The following is a 17,141-nucleotide window of genomic DNA, read 5'->3' on the forward strand; positions in this document are numbered from 1 at the left end:
TGTTGTCCGTCCACGTGAGGAATGCCCGTGTCCACTTCCACTCCCGCCCCTGACAACGCCGCGCCCGAGACCGGGACCGCCCGCGTCAAGCGCGGCATGGCGGAGATGCTCAAGGGCGGCGTGATCATGGACGTCGTCACGCCCGACCAGGCGAAGATCGCCGAAGACGCGGGCGCGGTCGCCGTCATGGCCCTGGAGCGGGTGCCCGCCGACATCCGCGTCGAGGGCGGCATCTCCCGGATGAGCGACCCCGACATGATCGACGGGATCATCGCCGCGGTCTCCATCCCCGTCATGGCCAAGGCCCGTATCGGCCACTTCGTCGAGGCGCAGGTGCTGCAGGCCCTCGGCGTCGACTACGTCGACGAGTCCGAGGTGCTCACGCCCGCCGACTACGACAACCACATCGACAAGTGGGCGTTCACCGTCCCGTTCGTCTGCGGGGCCACCAGCCTGGGCGAGGCGCTGCGCCGCATCACCGAGGGCGCGGCGATGATCCGCTCCAAGGGCGAGGCCGGCACCGGCGACGTCTCCAACGCCACGACGCACATGCGCAAGATCCGGCAGGAGATCCGCCGCCTGCAGTCCCTGCCCGAGGACGAGCTGTACGTCGCGGCCAAGGAGCTCCAGGCCCCCTACGAGCTGGTCAAGGAGGTCGCCCGGGCGGGCAAGCTGCCCGTCGTGCTGTTCACCGCGGGCGGCATCGCGACCCCCGCCGACGCCGCGATGATGATGCAGCTCGGCGCCGAGGGCGTCTTCGTCGGCTCCGGCATCTTCAAGTCCGGCAACCCCGCCCAGCGCGCCGAGGCGATCGTGAAGGCCACCACCTTCCACGACGACCCCGACGTGATCGCCAAGGTGTCCCGCGGCCTCGGCGAGGCCATGGTCGGCATCAACGCCGCCACCCTCGGCGAGGACCAGAAGTTCGCCGGCCGCGGCTGGTAGCGGAGGTGCGTCCGCCCGGCCCCGGGTGGCCGGGCGGATCGGTGGGTACCCCCTCCACACGGGCCGCCGAGAGGGTTTACGCTGACGGCGCGGCCGGAGGGGGCTAGCCCTGGCCGGCGCCCGGCCGCGGGAGGGAAGAGCATGGCTTGGTCGGTCGCGCTGGCGTGCGCGAGCGCGGGTGAACCCACCGACGTGTTCCGGTCGGGCCTGGTGCCCGATCCGGACGCCGCCGCGAAGATCGCGCGCCGCCTGTATCCGGCGGCCGCCCTCACCGAGACCGGCGACACCGTCCTGGACTTCGCGCTCTGGCCGTACGAGGACGAGCTGTTCGTCGGGGCCTTCGGCCGGGCGCTGCTGCTGTGCGACCGGCGGCTGTTCTGTCTCGACGACGACGCCCGCCGCATCGCCGACACCGCCGCGGCGGCGCTCCCCGGCTCCCACTGCGGCGTCCTCGTCCTGCACAACGTGATCCGCAGCTGCTGGTTCCGCTGGTACGAGTCGGGCGTGCTGCTCCGCGACGTGTACGTCACCGCCGAGGACGGCGTGGTCGTCGACCAGGGCGAGCGGCTGCCCGCCGAGCGCCCGTTCTGGCGCGCCGTCGACGAGGGCGCCCCGGACGTGCCGCTCCCGTTCGACCCCGAGGAGTTCGGCCTCGCCCTCGCCCAGGAGCACATGTTCGGCCGCGGCATCGCCGACCGCGGCAAGGACGGCTTCCTCCCCCTGGAGCTCCCGGTCCGCCGCTTCCGGCACGCCTGACCGACGCCTGGAGCGGAGCTTGCGGAGCGGAAGGTGTCGGTCAGGCCGCTCTTTTCGGGGGTGTGGGGGTGGTCCCCCACAGTGGTGTGTCCGAGGCCTGGAGCGGAGCTTGCGGAGCGGAAGGTGTCGGTCAGGCCGCTCTTTTCGGGGGTGTGGGGGTGGTCCCCCACAGTGGTGTGTCCGAGGCCTGGAGCGGAGCTTGCGGAGCGGAAGGCGTCGGTCAGGCGCCCGGTATCGCTGGGAAGATCGGCCAGGTCGTGGGGCGTTGTAAGGAACGTCTAGGGTTGAGACGTCTCCTGTGTCCCCGGAAGGTTTCCACGTGACTGCTGTGCCCACGATCGGTGTCCTCGCCCTGCAGGGCGACGTGCGCGAGCATGCGCGCGCGCTGGAGGAGGCCGGGGCGCGCACCGTGACGGTGCGCCGTCCTGACGAGCTGGAACGGGTCGACGGGCTGGTCCTGCCCGGCGGGGAGTCCACCACCATGTGGAGGCTGGCGCGCTCGTTCGAGATGCTCGACCCGCTGCGCAAGCGGATCGAGGCGGGCATGCCCGCCTACGGCTCCTGCGCCGGCATGATCATGCTGGCGGACCGGATCCGGGGCGGCGTGGCGGGCCAGGAGACCGTCGGGGGGATCGACATGACCGTGCGGCGCAACGCGTTCGGCCGGCAGGTCGACTCGTTCGAGGCCGCCGTCCCGCTGACCGGTATGGGTGACACGCCGTACCACGCCGTTTTCATCCGCGCACCCTGGGTGGAATCCGTCGGCGACTCCGTCGAGATCCTCGGACGCGCGGAGAGCGGCCCGAACGCCGGTAGGATCGTCGCCGTCCGCCAGGGGCGCCTCATGGCGACCGCGTTCCATCCGGAGTTGACAGGCGATTTCCGCGTGCACCACTACTTCGCCGATCTGGTGCGCCGGACGACTGAGGAGGATTGACAGATGTCCGGCCATTCCAAGTGGGCGACGACCAAGCACAAGAAGGCGGCCCTCGACGCCAAGCGGGGCAAGCTCTTCGCCAAGCTGATCAAGAACATCGAGGTGGCGGCCCGCACGGGCGGCGGCGACGCCGACGCGAACCCCACCCTCTACGACGCCATCTACAAGGCGAAGAAGAACTCGGTCCCGAACGACAACATCGAGCGGGCCCGCAAGCGGGGCGCCGGCGAGGAGGCCGGGGGTGCCGACTGGCAGAACATCACCTACGAGGGCTACGCCCCCGGTGGTGTCGCCGTGCTCATCGAGTGCCTGACCGACAACCGCAACCGGGCCGCCTCCGAGGTCCGCGTCGCCCTGACCCGCAACGGCGGCTCCCTCGCCGACCCGGGCTCGGTCTCCTACATGTTCAACCGCAAGGGCGTCGTGATCGTCCCCAAGGCGGGCACCAGCGAGGACGACGTGATGATGGCCGTCCTGGACGCCGGGGCCGAGGAGGTCAACGACCTCGACGACGAGAACTTCGAGGTCGTGAGCGAGGCCGGCGACCTGGTCGCGGTCCGCTCGGCCCTGGTGGACGCCGGGATCGACTACGAGTCGGCGGAGAGCAAGTTCCTGCCGAGCGTCACCGTCCCGCTCGACGAGGACAACGCCAAGAAGGTGTTCCGGCTCCTGGACGCCCTGGAGGACTCCGACGACGTCCAAGAGGTCTACGCCAACTTCGACGTGAGCGACGAGGTCATGGCCTCCATCGACGCCTGACGCGCCGTCGCCTCCCGAACGCCGCCGCCCGCCCGGGTCCGGCGGCGTTCGCGTCGGCGCCGTCGCATACGGTCTGGATCATGGAGATTCGCGCTCTCGCACCCGAAGAGGCGGACGCCGTCCGCGACATCCGGGCCCGCGCCTTCGGGCCGCTGCCCGACGAGGTGTGGGCGAGGCGGTCCCGCATGGTCCGGCAGGCGGCGGAGGCGGGGCGGCAGTTCGCCGGTCTCGACGGCGGCACGGTCGTCGCCACGGGAGCCCTGCTCGACATGACGCAGTGGTGGCACGGGCGGGCGGTGTCCGCGGCCGGCGTCAGCGCGATCACGGTCGCCCCCGAGGAACGCGGCCGGGGTCTCGGCCGCCGCCTGATGGCCGACCTGCTGGAGCGGTGCGCCGATCTCGGTCACCCGCTCGCCATGCTCTATCCGGCCACGACGCGGCTCTACCGGTCGCTCGGCTGGGAGCACGCGGGGGCCTGGCACCACGTCGACCTGCCCACCGAGGCCCTGCGCACGATCGCGGCCGAGCGGGTCCCCGTCCGCAGGACCGGGCCCGGCGACGCCGCCGAGGTGGCCGCCGTGGTCGGCCGCGCGCACCGGACGGCGCGCGACTGCGGTCCGGTCGGCTGGCCGGAGGCGAGGTGGCGCGTGTACCTGGACGGCCCCGACGCCTACCACTACCTGGCCGAGGACGGGTTCCTCTCCTACCAGTGGGCGGAGGGCAACACCGGGCTGGAGGTCGCCCGGCTCGTCGCCTCATCCGAGCGGACGCTGAGGGCGCTGTGGGCGATCGTCGGGTCCGGCTCGTCGACGGCCGAGTCCGTGCGGGCCTGCGTGTCGCCGATGGACCCGGTGCTCTGGCTGCCGCGCGAGCGCGAGAGCGAGGCCGTGCAGCGCTCCCAGTGGATGCTGCGGGTCGTCGACGCGCCCGCCGCGATCGCGGCACGCGGCTACCCGGACGGGGTCGCCGCCGGCGTCCCGATGGAGATCGACGATCCGCAGCGTCCGGCGAACTCGGGCCACTGGCGCCTGGAGATCAAGGACGGGGAGGGGCGGCTGGAACGCTCCGCCCCCGACGCCGGCGCCGTGCGCCTCGGCCCGCGCGGCCTGTCGGCCCTCTACTCAGGGATCCCGGTGTCGACGCTCCGCCGCGTCGGCCTGCTCCAGGGCGGGGACGCCGATGCGCTCACGGCCGTGTTCGCGGCCACGCCGTTCTCGCTGGATTACTTCTGACCGGCCACGCGGATTGATAGCGTTGGCGGCCGAACAGATGATCGAAGGAGCGGCCGTGCGGGTGATGGGGGTGGACCCCGGGCTCACCCGGTGCGGGGTCGGGGTCGTCGAGGGCGCCCCGGGCAAGCGGCTGCACCTGGTGCACGTGTCGGTCGTGCGGACCGCCCCCGACGAGGACCACGCCCTGCGCCTGCTGGGCGTCGAGACGGGCATCGCGGCGGTCATGGACGAGCTGCGCCCCGACGCCGTCGCCGTCGAGCGCGTGTTCTCCCAGCACAACGTGCGGACCGTGATGGGCACGGCCCAGGCCGCCGGGATCGCCATGCTGCTGGCCGCCCGGCGCGGCCTGCCCGTCGCGCTGCACACCCCCAGCGAGGCCAAGGCCGCCGTCACCGGGAACGGCCGCGCCGACAAGGCGCAGGTGACCAGGATGGTGACCCGGCTCCTGTCCCTGGAGACGGCGCCGAAGCCGGCGGACGCCGCGGACGCGCTCGCCCTGGCCATCTGCCACGTGTGGCGCGGGGGAGCGCAGCGGCGGCTCGCGCACGCGCACCGGTCGCGGATCGAGGAGGCGGCCAGGGCCGAACGGGAGCGGCTCGCCGCCCGGAACAGAGGAGGAAGCGTCCAGTGATCGCCTTCGTCAGCGGCCGGGTGGCCGCCGCGGGCCCCGACGGGGCGGTGATCGACGTGCACGGCGTCGGCCTCTCGGTGCAGTGCACCCCCACCACGCTGGCCGGCCTGCGGGTCGGGGAGCAGGCGCAGGTGCCGACCTCCCTCGTCGTCCGCGAGGACTCCCTCACGCTGTTCGGGTTCGCCGACGACGACGAGCGCACCGTCTTCGAGCTGCTCCAGACCGCCAGCGGCGTCGGGCCCCGCCTCGCCCTGGCGATGCTGGCGGTCCACTCGCCGAACGCGCTGCGCCGCGCCGTGTCCACCGAGGACCTGACGGCGCTCACCAAGGTGCCCGGCATCGGCAAGAAGGGCGCGCAGCGCATCGTCCTGGAACTGCGGGACCGCCTCGGCGGCCCGGTCGGCGACGACGGCGGCGACCTGCGCGCGCCGGCCCGCGCCGAGCCGTGGCGCGACCAGGTGCAGATGGGCCTGGTCAACCTCGGCTGGTCGGCCAGGGACGCCGACGCCGCCGTGGACGCGGTCGCGGCCGACCTCGACGGCGGGGAGACGCCCCCGGTCGCGGCCTTGCTGAGGTCGGCCTTGAAGAAGCTCAGCAAACCATGAGCGGCAGCGAACCGGGGGGTGTGGGGGGTCGCCCCCCACAGGAGACACGGATGAGCGGTAGCGAACCGGGGGGTGTGGGGGGTCGCCCCCCACAGGAGACACGGATGAGCGGTAGCGAACCGGGGGGTGTGGGGGGTCGCCCCCCACAGGAGACACGGATGAGCGGTAGCGAACCGGGGGGTGTGGGAGCCGCCTCCCACAGGAGACACGGATGAGCGGCAGTGGACCGGGGGAGGCGCAGGGGGCGGGGATGAGCGGAGCCGACGAGGCCGAGCGGCTGGTGTCCGCGGACGCCGGCGGGGCCGAGGAGCAGCAGATCGAGGCCGCGCTGCGGCCGAAGAAACTGGCCGACTTCGTCGGGCAGGAGCGGGTCCGTGAGCAGCTCTCGCTGGTGCTGCACGGCGCGCTGGGGCGTGGCAGGACCCCCGACCACGTGCTGCTGTCGGGCGGGCCCGGGCTCGGCAAGACCACCCTCGCCATGATCATCGCTGCGGAGCTGGGGCAGCCGCTGCGGATCTCCTCGGGGCCGGCGATCGAGCGGGCCGGCGACCTCGCGGCCGTGCTGTCGACCCTCGCCGAGGGTGAGGTGCTGTTCCTGGACGAGATCCATCGGCTGGCGCGGCCCGCCGAGGAGATGCTCTACATGGCGATGGAGGACTTCCGCGTCGACGTCGTCGTCGGCAAGGGCCCCGGGGCGACGGCGATCCCGCTGGACATCGCCCCCTTCACCCTGGTGGGGGCCACCACGCGGGCCGGCATGCTGCCCGGTCCGCTGCGCGATCGGTTCGGCTTCGTCGCGCACATGGACTTCTACGAGCCCGCCGAGTTGGAGATCATCGTCCGCCGGTCCGCCCGGCTGCTGGACGTGGAGATCGCCGAAGAGGCCGCCGCCGAGGTCGCCGGGCGCTCGCGCGGCACCCCCCGCATCGCCAACCGGCTGCTGCGCCGTGTCCGCGACTACGCCGAGGTGCGCGCCGACGGCGTGGTCACGCGGGAATCGGCCCGCGCGGCCCTGGCGTTGTACGAGGTGGACGAGCGGGGCCTGGACCGGCTCGACCGCTCCGTGTTGGAGTCGCTGATGCGCAAGTTCGGCGGCGGGCCGGTGGGCCTGTCGACGCTGGCCGTGTCGGTGGGGGAGGAACCCGAGACCGTCGAGGTCGTCGCGGAACCGTTCCTCGTCCGGCAGGGGCTGCTCGCCAGGACGCCGCGCGGACGGGTCGCCACGGCCGCCGCGTGGGCGCACCTGGGGCTTCCCCAGCCGCCGACGGCTCCGATGGCGGGCGCCCTGTTCGACCTGGACGGGGACGCGGGCCGGGCCGAATAGTGATCATCTGATAACGGGTTGGGAACTTCCCGGCGTCGCCGATCGTCGCCTCGTTGCCGGGGTCTCGCGTACTCTCTAGACTCCGGGACTTGGTTCACCGTCTCCAGCCGGCGGTCCCGTGGCACGTGACCGATCCGGTCACAGGCTGGGCAATCAACTTCGGAAGGATGCCCCAGTAATGGGCAGCGACATTATTCTTGCGGCGGGCTCGGGCGGTAGCGGGTCCTTCAACCTGCTCCTGCTCCTCGCCGTGCCACTGGTCTTCTACTTCCTGCTCATCCGGCCGCAGAGCAAGCGCCGGAAAGAGCAGATGCAGATGCAGAACGCCATGGAACCGGGCGCTCGCGTCCTGACGACCAGCGGTATGCGCGCGACCGTCGTGTCGGTCGACGACGACGGCATCGTGCTGGAGATCGCCGACGGCGTCGAGGTCCGCTTCGTCAAGCAGGCCGTCATGCAGGTCCTCAAGGACGACGAGCCCGAGGAGCTCGACGACGAGCACGACGAGGACATCGAGGACGAGGAGCGCGACGAGGACGGCGACCGCGTCGACCTGTCCAAGGACGGCTCCGAGGTCGACCTGTCCAAGGACGGGGACGGCGAGGCCGCGGAAGCCGCGGGCGAGGACACCGCGGGCGAGGACGGCGAGCCCGAGTCCAAGCCGAAGGGGAAGGCGAAGGTCGAGGCGGGCGACAAGCCCGCCTGACCCCTCTCACGGCGACGATACGACGGGAAGTACGACGACAAGTGGCTCCGCCCAAAAATGCTCCCAAGCCCGGGCGCACGCTCCTCGCGCTCTTCGCGATCATGGTGGTCCTGGCCGGTCTGGCGGTCTGGCAGGGGCAGACGAAGCCCAAGCTGGGCCTGGACCTCGCCGGCGGGACGACCGTGACGCTCACGGCCAAGACCGCGAACGGCAAGAATCCCCCGGCGAACCAGATGAACCAGGCCGTCAAGATCATGACGAAGCGCGTCAACGGTCTGGGGGTGTCCGACGCCGAGGTCGCCAAGCAGGGCAGCAACAACATCGTGGTGAACGTCCCCGGTGAGGGGCAGGGCCGCGTCGTCAACCTGATCGGGACGACGGCCAAGCTGCAGTTCCGCCAGGTGTTCGCGGTGGCCGACGGGAAGCCGTCGAGCGGGGCGGTGCCCGCCCCGTCCCCCAGCCCGTCCAAGGGCACGGGGGAGAAGAAGGACGGGGGCAAGAGCCCGTCGCCGTCCGTGTCGGCCTCGCCCTCGGGGAGCGCGTCGCCGTCGGCGTCGTCCACCCCGCGCGGCCGGGCCCTGTCGGGGGCGCTGACGGCCCCGACGCCCAAGCCGTCCGGGTCCGCCGCCCCGTCGTCGACGCCGTCGGCGTCCTCGCCGCTGGGCCAGCCGTCCGGGCAGCCCACGGCTCCCACGCAGGACTACCCGGGCGTCACCGACAAGGCCGTGATCAGCCAGTTCGAGGCGCTGAACTGCTACGGCGGCGACCGGCGGGCCCCGGGGTCCAACGACCCGAACCGCAAGTTCGTCGCCGCCTGCGACCAGGACGAGGAGAGCGGCCAGGCCGCCAAGTACATCCTCGGCCCGGTCCGGGTGCTGGGCGAGAACGTCTCCTCGGCGACCGCGATGCCGCCGAACGCCCAGCAGGGCCAGGCCAGCTGGTCGGTCTCGCTGAAGTTCGACGGCACGGGCGCCCGCCAGTTCGGCGAGGTCACCACCGCCGCGTCCCAGGCCTACCAGCAGAACCCGTCCTCCCCGCAGGCGCAGGTCGCGATCGTCCTGGACGGGCAGGTCGTCTCGGCGCCCAGCATCCGCGAGGGCGCCATCACCGGCGGCACCGCCAGCATCGACGGCCCGCCCGACAGCTTCGACCAGCAGTACGCCACCGACCTCGCCAACGTGCTCAAGTACGGGGCGCTGCCGCTGGAGTTCAAGCAGAGCTCCATCGACGAGGTGTCGTCCACGCTGGGCTCCGACCAGCTGACCGGCGGGCTGATCGCCGGCGCGATCGGGCTCGGCCTGGTGGTGCTCTACTGCCTGTTCTACTACCGGGGCCTCGGCCTGGTGGCGGTGTCCAGCCTGGTCGTGGCGTCGGTCATCACCTACGAGGCGGTGGTGATCCTCGGTGAGGGGATGGGCTTCCGGCTCTCCCTGCCGCACATCATCGGCCTGATCGTGTCCATCGGCATCACCGCCGACTCGTTCATCGTCTACTTCGAGCGGCTGAGGGACGAGCTGCGGGCGGGGCGCAAGCTGCGCTCGTCGGTGGAGAACGCCTGGAAGCGGGCGCGGCGCACCATCCTCGTCGCCGACGCCGTCACCTTCCTCGCGGCGCTGGTGCTGTACTTCCTCGCGGTCGGCGGCGTGGCCGGGTTCGCGTTCGCGATGGGTCTCACGACGCTCATCGACGTCATCGTGGTGTTCTTCTTCACCAAGCCGATGGTCGCGCTGCTGGCGCGCACGAACTTCTTCGGACGCGGGCATCCGATGTCCGGTCTCGATCCGAGGCGTCTGCACAAGGCGCAGGACACCTCCGCCCCAGCCGCCCGCACGACGAGCCAGGAGGCCTGAGCATGGGAACGCGTGCGGCCATCTCCCGGATCTACCGGGGCGAGATCAGCGCGGACATCGTCGGCCGGCCGAAGATCTGGTACACGATCTCCGGACTGCTGCTGGCGCTGTCGATCGCGGGCCTGCTGGTGCAGGGCCTCAACTTCGGCGTGGAGTTCAAGGGCGGCTCGGTCTTCACCTTCAAGGCGCCGAGCGCGTCGATCGAGCAGGTGCGCGGCGCCGTCGGCGACGGCGGCGCCCACCAGGTGATCGTGCAGAAGGCGGGCGGCGACTGGCGGGTCACGACCGAGAGCCTGTCCTCCGACCAGGTCACCGAGGTCAAGACGAGCGTCGCCAAGGAGCTGACCGTTCCCGCCGACAAAGTCAGCACGCAGGTCGTCGGCGCCTCGTGGGGCGGTGAGATCCAGAAGAAGGCCTGGCAGGCGCTGCTCGTCTTCATGATCTTGATCATCGCCTACCTGTCGGTGGCGTTCGAGTGGCGGATGGCCGTGGCCGCGGTGGTCGCGCTCGTCCACGACCTGGTTATCACGGCGGGCATCTACGCCTGGTCGGGCTTCGAGGTGACCCCTGCCACGCTGCTCGGCTTCCTGACGATCCTCGGCTACTCGCTGTACGACGCGGTCGTCGTCTTCGACATGATCAAGGAGGTCACCAAGCCGCTCGGCCCGACCTCCAAGATGACCTACAGCGAGGCCGCCAACCAGGCGCTCAGCAGCACCCTGGTCCGCTCGCTGAACACCTCTCTGGTGGCGATCCTGCCGGTCGGCGCGATCCTGTTCATCGGAACGACGCTGTTCGGCGCGGGCACGCTGAAGGACCTCTCGCTCGCCCTGTTCGTCGGCATGATCGTCGGCACGTACTCCTCGATCTGCGTGGCGACGCCGCTGCTCGTCCAGTTCAAGGAGCGCGAGCCGAAGTTCAAGCAGCTCCGGCAGAACATCGCCCGGCGCGAGCAGAGCGCCAAGCGGGCGTCGAAGGCCAAGGTCAGGGCCGGTGCCGGCGCCTCCGCCGCCTCGGCCGAGGGTGACCCGTCCGACGACGACGCCGGTGAGGACGCCGAGCACGGCACCCCGGAGATCCGCAGCACGGTCACCGTGCGGAAGGTCGTGCAGAGCGGGTCGCGGCAGCAGCCGAAGCGCGGGTCGCGGCAGCAGCGCCGCGGCGGCAGGTAGGGCGGGGACGGAGTGGACCTCGGCAAGCTGATCCAGGAGCGGATCCGCGACATCCCCGACTATCCCAAGCAGGGGGTGATGTTCAAGGACATCACCCCTCTGCTGGCCGACCATGTGGCGTTCGCCGGGGTGGTCGACGCCGTGGTGAACCACTACGGCCGCGGCACCATCGACAAGATCGTCGGTATCGAGGCCCGCGGGTTCATCCTCGCCGCGCCCGTCGCCTACCACTTCGGGGCGGGCTTCGTCCCGGTGCGAAAGAAGGGGAAACTGCCCTCGGCGACGGACGCGGAGACCTATGATCTCGAGTACGGGAGCGAGACGATCGAGATCCATCTCGACGCCTTCGAACCCGGCGACCGGGTGCTGATCGTCGACGACGTCCTGGCCACCGGAGGGACGGCCAGGGCCACCGCCGAGCTCGTGCGGCGGGGCGGTGGAGAGGTCGTCGGGTTGTCGGTCCTCCTCGAGCTGTCGTTCCTGCACGGACGCGACAAGCTGGGGAATCTGGACGTTCACTCCCTGGTTACGGTCTAGTACGAAATAGGGGCCGGATACACTGACGCCATCAGGGTCCGGTCGGAACGGGCGCGGCCCGCGCGACGGCGGGTGCGGCGCCCGGGATGGACTAGGGAGGCTGGGTGCCAGGTGAGGTGGTATCGACCGACGCGGTGAACACCGCCGCCGAGGAGCGGCGCGCGCCCCCACCGCCCGACGTCCGGCCGCCCGAGCCCGACGAGCCCGCCGCGCGGACGCCCGCGTCCGCCCCGCCCGCCCAGCCCTCGTCGAGATCCGATGTTCCCCCAGCTCCAGACCCTGGCGCCGCCCCGGACGACGATGAAGCGTCCGGGCCCGCCGTCCCGTCCAGGCCCACGCCGGCCACGATCCCGCCGTCCGCCGCCCGGGTGCGCCGTAGGCTCGCCAGGTTGGGCGCCCAGCGCGGCCCCGCTATGAACCCGGTACTCGAACCACTGATCAAGACGGTCCGCAACACGCACCCGAAGGCGGACCTCCGGCTCATCGAGCGCGCCTACGACGTGGCCGCGCACTACCACCGGCATCAGAAGCGCAAGAGCGGCGACCCGTACATCACCCATCCGCTCGCGGTCACCACCATCCTCGCCGAGCTCGGCATGAACACCGAGACGCTCTGCGCGGCGCTTCTGCACGACACCGTCGAGGACACCCCGTACACCCTCGACCAGCTGAGCGCCGAGTTCGGTGACGAGATCGCCGCCCTGGTCGACGGTGTCACCAAGCTCGACAAGGTCAAGTACGGGGAGGCCGCCGAGGCCGAGACCGTGCGCAAGATGGTCGTGGCGATGTCCCGCGACATCCGCGTCCTGGTGATCAAGCTCGGCGACCGGCTGCACAACATGCGCACGCTGCGCTACATGCCGCGGCACAAGCAGGAGAAGAAGGCCCGCGAGACCCTGGAGGTGTTCGCGCCGCTCGCGCACCGCCTCGGGATGAACACGCTGAAGTGGGAGCTGGAGGACCTCGCGTTCGCCACGCTGTACCCCAAGCGGTTCGACGAGATCGCCCGCCTGGTGTCCGAGCGCGCCCCGCGCCGCGACGTCTACCTGCAGGAAGTGATCGAGAACGTTTCCACCGACCTGCGCGAGGCCCGGATCAAGGCCACCGTGACGGGCCGGCCGAAGCACTACTACTCGATCTACCAGAAGATGATCGCGCGGGACGTCAGCTTCGACGACATCTACGACCTGGTCGGCATCCGGGTCCTCGTCGACAGCGTCCGCGACTGCTACGCCGCCCTCGGCTCGATCCACGCGCGGTGGAACCCGGTTCCCGGCCGGTTCAAGGACTACATCGCGATGCCGAAGTTCAACATGTACCAGTCGCTGCACACGACGGTGATCGGCCCGGAGGGCAAGCCCGTCGAGCTGCAGATCCGCACCTGGGGCATGCACCGCCGCGCCGAGTACGGCGTCGCCGCGCACTGGAAGTACAAGGAGGAGACGGTCGGCGGCCGCAAGGCCGGTGACATGCAGTGGCTGCGCCAGCTCCTCGACTGGCAGAAGGAGACCGCCGACCCGGCCGAGTTCCTGGAGTCACTGCGCTTCGACCTGTCGGTCTCCGAGGTGTTCGTCTTCACGCCGAAGGGCGACGTGATCGCGCTGCCGCAGGGCGCCACCCCCGTCGACTTCGCGTACGCGATCCACACCGAGGTCGGGCACCGATGTATCGGCGCCCGCGTCAACGGGCGCCTCGTCCCCCTCGAATCGACCCTCGACAACGGCGACACCGTCGAGGTCTTCACCTCCAAGTCGCAGGACGCGGGCCCGAGCCGCGACTGGCTCGGCTTCGTCAAGAGCGCCCGCGCCCGCAACAAGATCAAGCACTGGTTCTCCAAGGAGCGCCGCGACACCGCGATCGAGTCCGGCAAGGACGCCATCGCCCGCGCGATGCGCAAGCAGAACATGCCGCTGCAGCGGATGATGTCCGGCGAGGCCCTCCTCGCCCTCGCCCGCGACATGCGCTACCCGGACGTGTCGTCGCTGTACGCGGCGGTGGGCGAGAGCCAGGTCTCCGCGCAGCACGTCGTGCAGCGCCTGGTGGACGCCCTCGGCGGCGTGGAGAGCGCCGAAGAGGATCTCGCCGAGATCGCGCTGCCGACGCGCCGCAAGCGCAGCCGCCCCGCGGGCGACCCGGGCGTCGTCGTCGCCGACGACCCCGACGTGTGGATCCGGCTGTCGCGCTGCTGTACCCCGGTCCCCGGCGACGACATCGTCGGCTTCGTGACCCGGGGCCACGGCGTCTCCGTCCACCGCTCCGACTGCGCCAACGTCGAGAGCCTGAGGTCGCAGCCGGACCGGCTGATCGACGTCAAGTGGTCCCCGGGCGAGGACTCGGTGTTCCTCGTCGCGATCCAGGTGGAGGCGCTCGACCGGCCCCGCCTGCTGTCGGACGTGACCCGCGTCCTGTCCGACCAGCACGTCAACATCCTGTCGGCATCGGTCACCACGACCCGCGACCGCGTCGCCGTCAGCCGCTTCACCTTCGAGATGGGCGACCCGAAGCATCTCGGCCACGTCCTGAAGGCCGTCCGCTCGATCGACGGCGTCTACGACGTCTACCGGGTGACGAGCGGCGCCACCAAGTAGGAGCCCGTACGCGAGAGGGCGGCCGCGTCTGCGGCCGCCCTCTCGCGTACGGGTCAGTTCTCGGCGGGCTCGTCCTCGGGGACGAAGTCGACGCCGGCCTCCGCGCGCTGCTCCGGGGTGATGGGGGTCGGCGCGGCGGTCAGGGGGTCGTAGCCGGAGGCGGCCTTCGGGAAGGCGATCACATCGCGGATCGACTCCTGGCGGGCGAGGAGCATGACCACCCGGTCCCAGCCGAACGCGATCCCGCCGTGCGGCGGCGGGCCGAACTTGAACGCCTCCAGCAGGAAGCCGAACTTGGACTCCGCCTCCTGCTTGGACAGGCCCAGCACGTCGAAGACGCGCTGCTGCATCTCGGCCCGGTGGATACGGATGGAGCCGCCGCCGATCTCGTTGCCGTTCAGGACGAGGTCGTAGGCGTCGGCGAGGGCGGTGCCCGGGTCCTCCTGGAAGGTGTCGGCGTACTCGGGCTTGGGCGCGGTGAACGGGTGGTGCACCGAGGTCCAGCCGACCTGCTCGCCCTTGTCGTCCTCGACGGGCTCGAAGATCGGCGCGTCCACGACCCAGACGAACTTCCAGGCGGACTCGTCGATCAGGTCGCGGCGGCGGCCGATCTCCAGGCGCGCGGCGCCGAGGAGCTCCTGGGTGGAGTGCCGCTTGCCGGCGCCGAAGAAGACCGCGTCGCCGGGGGAGGCGCCGGTCTTGGCGGCGAGGCCCTCCTTCTCGGCGTCGGAGAGGTTCTTGGCGACCGGGCCGCCGAGGGTGCCGTCCTCCTGGACGAGCACGTAGGCGAGGCCGCGGGCGCCGCGGGCCTTCGCCCAGTCCTGCCAGCCGTCCAGCTCCTTGCGGGTCTGGGACGCGCCGCCGGGCATGACGACCGCGCCGACGTAGGGGGCCTGGAACACGCGGAACGACGTGCCGGCGAAGTACTCGGTCATGTCGGTCAGCTCGTTGCCGAACCGCAGGTCGGGCTTGTCGGAGCCGTAGCGGGCCAGCGCGTCGGCGTAGGTGATGTGGGGGATCGGGCGGGGGATCTCGTACCCGGCGATCTCCTTCCACAGGCGCGCCACGAGGTCCTCGCCGACCGACAGGACGTCGTCCTGCTCGGCGAACGACATCTCGATGTCGATCTGGGTGAACTCGGGCTGCCGGTCGGCGCGGAAGTCCTCGTCGCGGTAGCAGCGGGCGATCTGGTAGTAGCGTTCGAGGCCGCCGACCATGAGGAGCTGCTTGAACAGCTGCGGCGACTGCGGGAGCGCGTACCAGTGGCCCGGCTGGAGCCGGACGGGGACGAGGAAGTCGCGGGCGCCCTCCGGGGTGGACCGGGTGAGGGTGGGCGTCTCGACGTTCACGAAGCCGTGCGCGCGCATCACCTCGTGCGTCAGGAACGAGGCCTCCGAGCGGACCTTCATCGCCCGCGCGACGCTCTCGCGGCGCAGGTCGAGGTAGCGGTACTTGAGGCGGATCTCCTCGTTGACGTTGACGTCGCCCTCGATGGGGAACGGCAGCGGCGCCGCGTCGGAGAGCACCTCGATGCGGGCGGCGGCGACCTCGACCCCGCCGGTGGGCAGTTCGGGGTTCTCGTTGCCCTCCGGCCGGACGCGGACCTCGCCGACGACCTTGACGCAGTACTCGGCGCGCAGGTCGTGCGCGGTGTCCTCCTCGCGGAAGACGACCTGCGCGGTTCCGGAGGCGTCGCGCAGGTCGATGAACGTGACGCCGCCGTGGTCGCGGCGGCGCCCGACCCAGCCGGCCAGCGTTACCTGCTGCCCGGCGTGCTCCTTGCGGAGCGTCCCCGCCTCGTGGGTGCGGATCATTTCGAGAGCCTTTCCTTCAACGTCGTGGTGAGGTCGGTGAGCGGGACGGCGGTCTGCTCGCCCTCGGCCAGGTCCTTGACCTGGGCGACGCCGTCCGCGATATCTCGCTCCCCGAGGATCACGGCGTACCGGGCGCCCGAGCGGTCCGCGTCCTTCATGGCGCCCTTCAGCCTCTTGCCGCCGAACGCCATGTCGGCGGCGATCCCGGCGCGGCGCAGCTCCGCGACGAGCGCGAACAGGCGCCGCTCGGCGGTGTCGCCGAGCGCCACGCCGAACGCCTCGCAGCGCGGCTTGGCGGCGAACGCGGGGCCCGCCTCGTCCGACGACTCGGCCTCCAGGGCGAGGATCGTGCGGTCCAGGCCGAGCCCGAATCCGATGCCGGGCAGCAGGGGACCGCCGATGTCCTCCGACAGCCCGTCGTAGCGGCCGCCGCCGCCGATGCCGGACTGGGCGCCGAGCAGCGGGTGGTCGAACTCGTAGGTGGTGCGGGTGTAGTAGTCCAGGCCGCGGACGAGGGTGGGGGTGTCCTCCCACGCGATGCCGAGGTCGGCGAGCAGCTCCCGGACGCGGTCGTGGTGCGCCTTGCACGCCGGGCACAGGTGGTCGGCCATCAGCGGGGCGCCCGCGAGCTGCTCGCGGACCTTGGGACGCTTGTCGTCCAGCACCCGCAGCGGGTTGATCTCGACGCGGGCGCGGGTGTCCTCGTCCAGGTCCAGGCCGCGCAGGAAGTCCTGCAGCAGGGCCCGGTAGGCGGGGCGGCACTCCTTGCAGCCGAGCGAGTTCAGCAGCAGCCGCACCCGGGTCAGGCCGAGGGACCGGTACCAGTTCCACGCGATCGCGATCGTCTCGGCGTCGACCTGCGGGTCCTCGCTGCCGATCGCCTCCAGGTCGAGCTGGTAGAACTGCCGGTAGCGGCCCTGCTGCGGGCGCTCGGCCCGGAACGCGGCCCCGGTCGTCCACACCTTCACCGGCAGCGAGCCCTTGTGCAGGTTGTTCTCCAGGACGGAGCGCAGCACCGACGCGGTGAACTCGGGGCGCAGCGTCAGCGACCGGCCGCCCCTGTCCTCGAAGGTGTACATCTCCTTGGACACGACGTCGGTGGACTCGCCGACGCCGCGCCGGAACAGGTTGGTGTCCTCGAACACCGCCAGTTCCAGATACCCGTACCCGGCCAGCCTCGCCTGCTCGGCGAACGCCTCCCGGATGGCGTAGAAGAGATCCGCGCGCGGCGGGACGTACTCGCTGACCCCCTTTGGGGCCCGGAAACTCGAACTCATGGTGTTTT

General features: G+C 71.4%; 15 protein-coding genes. 13 read left to right on the forward strand and 2 right to left on the reverse strand.

Going from position 1 to position 17,141, the window contains the following annotated elements:
* Nucleotides 1–21: 21 nt before the first annotated feature.
* The 13 genes from pdxS (at nt 22) to BJ999_RS18770 (ending at nt 14,042) form a co-directional block, all read left to right on the forward strand.
* Nucleotides 22–945, forward strand: a complete 924-nt coding sequence (gene pdxS / locus BJ999_RS18710; protein WP_179834484.1) for a pyridoxal 5'-phosphate synthase lyase subunit PdxS — start codon at nt 22–24, stop codon at nt 943–945.
* Between the two features lie 141 nt (nt 946–1,086).
* Nucleotides 1,087–1,701 carry a DUF6928 family protein gene (locus BJ999_RS18715; RefSeq protein ID WP_179834485.1) on the forward strand — a complete coding sequence of 205 codons (615 nt, stop codon included), beginning with the start codon at nt 1,087–1,089 and terminating at the stop codon, nt 1,699–1,701.
* A 319-nt stretch (nt 1,702–2,020) separates the two neighbouring features.
* A complete protein-coding gene (pdxT, locus tag BJ999_RS18720) occupies nt 2,021–2,638 on the forward strand; it encodes a pyridoxal 5'-phosphate synthase glutaminase subunit PdxT (protein ID WP_276530304.1) in 618 nt (205 codons plus the stop codon).
* 3 nt (nt 2,639–2,641) lie between these two features.
* On the forward strand, nt 2,642–3,397 hold the full coding sequence (locus BJ999_RS18725; protein WP_089316293.1) for a YebC/PmpR family DNA-binding transcriptional regulator: 756 nt from the start codon (nt 2,642–2,644) through the stop codon (nt 3,395–3,397).
* A gap of 80 nt (nt 3,398–3,477) precedes the next feature.
* Nucleotides 3,478–4,629, forward strand: a complete 1,152-nt coding sequence (locus tag BJ999_RS18730) for a GNAT family N-acetyltransferase (protein WP_179834486.1) — start codon at nt 3,478–3,480, stop codon at nt 4,627–4,629.
* Between the two features lie 37 nt (nt 4,630–4,666).
* A complete protein-coding gene (ruvC, locus tag BJ999_RS18735; RefSeq protein WP_244983797.1) occupies nt 4,667–5,260 on the forward strand; it encodes a crossover junction endodeoxyribonuclease RuvC in 594 nt (197 codons plus the stop codon).
* Nucleotides 5,257–5,865 carry a Holliday junction branch migration protein RuvA gene (gene ruvA, locus BJ999_RS18740; RefSeq protein ID WP_179834487.1) on the forward strand — a complete coding sequence of 203 codons (609 nt, stop codon included), beginning with the start codon at nt 5,257–5,259 and terminating at the stop codon, nt 5,863–5,865. Before ruvC ends, ruvA begins: the two co-directional genes overlap by 4 nt.
* 250 nt (nt 5,866–6,115) lie before the next feature.
* Nucleotides 6,116–7,189 (forward strand): Holliday junction branch migration DNA helicase RuvB, encoded by a 1,074-nt coding sequence (gene ruvB / locus BJ999_RS18745; RefSeq protein WP_179838648.1) that lies wholly within the window; start codon nt 6,116–6,118, stop codon nt 7,187–7,189.
* A gap of 178 nt (nt 7,190–7,367) precedes the next feature.
* The gene (gene yajC / locus BJ999_RS18750; RefSeq protein ID WP_179834488.1) at nt 7,368–7,895 is read left to right on the forward strand and encodes a preprotein translocase subunit YajC; all 528 of its coding nucleotides are present in this window, start codon (nt 7,368–7,370) and stop codon (nt 7,893–7,895) included.
* 41 nt (nt 7,896–7,936) lie between these two features.
* Complete coding sequence (secD, locus tag BJ999_RS18755; RefSeq protein ID WP_308427305.1) at nt 7,937–9,745, forward strand: protein translocase subunit SecD; 1,809 nt, start codon at nt 7,937–7,939, stop codon at nt 9,743–9,745.
* A gap of 2 nt (nt 9,746–9,747) precedes the next feature.
* Complete coding sequence (gene secF / locus BJ999_RS18760; RefSeq protein WP_179834489.1) at nt 9,748–10,917, forward strand: protein translocase subunit SecF; 1,170 nt, start codon at nt 9,748–9,750, stop codon at nt 10,915–10,917.
* Nucleotides 10,918–10,929: 12 nt separating this feature from the next.
* On the forward strand, nt 10,930–11,454 hold the full coding sequence (locus BJ999_RS18765) for an adenine phosphoribosyltransferase (protein ID WP_179834490.1): 525 nt from the start codon (nt 10,930–10,932) through the stop codon (nt 11,452–11,454).
* Nucleotides 11,455–11,867: 413 nt separating this feature from the next.
* Nucleotides 11,868–14,042, forward strand: coding sequence for a RelA/SpoT family protein (locus tag BJ999_RS18770; protein ID WP_218935919.1), 2,175 nt, complete (start codon nt 11,868–11,870; stop codon nt 14,040–14,042).
* Between the two features lie 53 nt (nt 14,043–14,095).
* On the opposite strand, the gene aspS is transcribed toward BJ999_RS18770, so the two are convergent.
* The gene (gene aspS / locus BJ999_RS18775; protein WP_179834492.1) at nt 14,096–15,856 is read right to left on the reverse strand and encodes an aspartate--tRNA ligase; all 1,761 of its coding nucleotides are present in this window, start codon (nt 15,854–15,856) and stop codon (nt 14,096–14,098) included.
* Nucleotides 15,853–17,133, reverse strand: coding sequence for a histidine--tRNA ligase (hisS, locus tag BJ999_RS18780; RefSeq protein ID WP_179834493.1), 1,281 nt, complete (start codon nt 17,131–17,133; stop codon nt 15,853–15,855). Before hisS ends, aspS begins: the two co-directional genes overlap by 4 nt.
* Between the last annotated feature and the right edge of the window lie 8 nt (nt 17,134–17,141).

The organism is Actinomadura citrea, from assembly GCF_013409045.1.
Taxonomy (GTDB): Bacteria; Actinomycetota; Actinomycetes; order Streptosporangiales; family Streptosporangiaceae; genus Spirillospora; species Spirillospora citrea.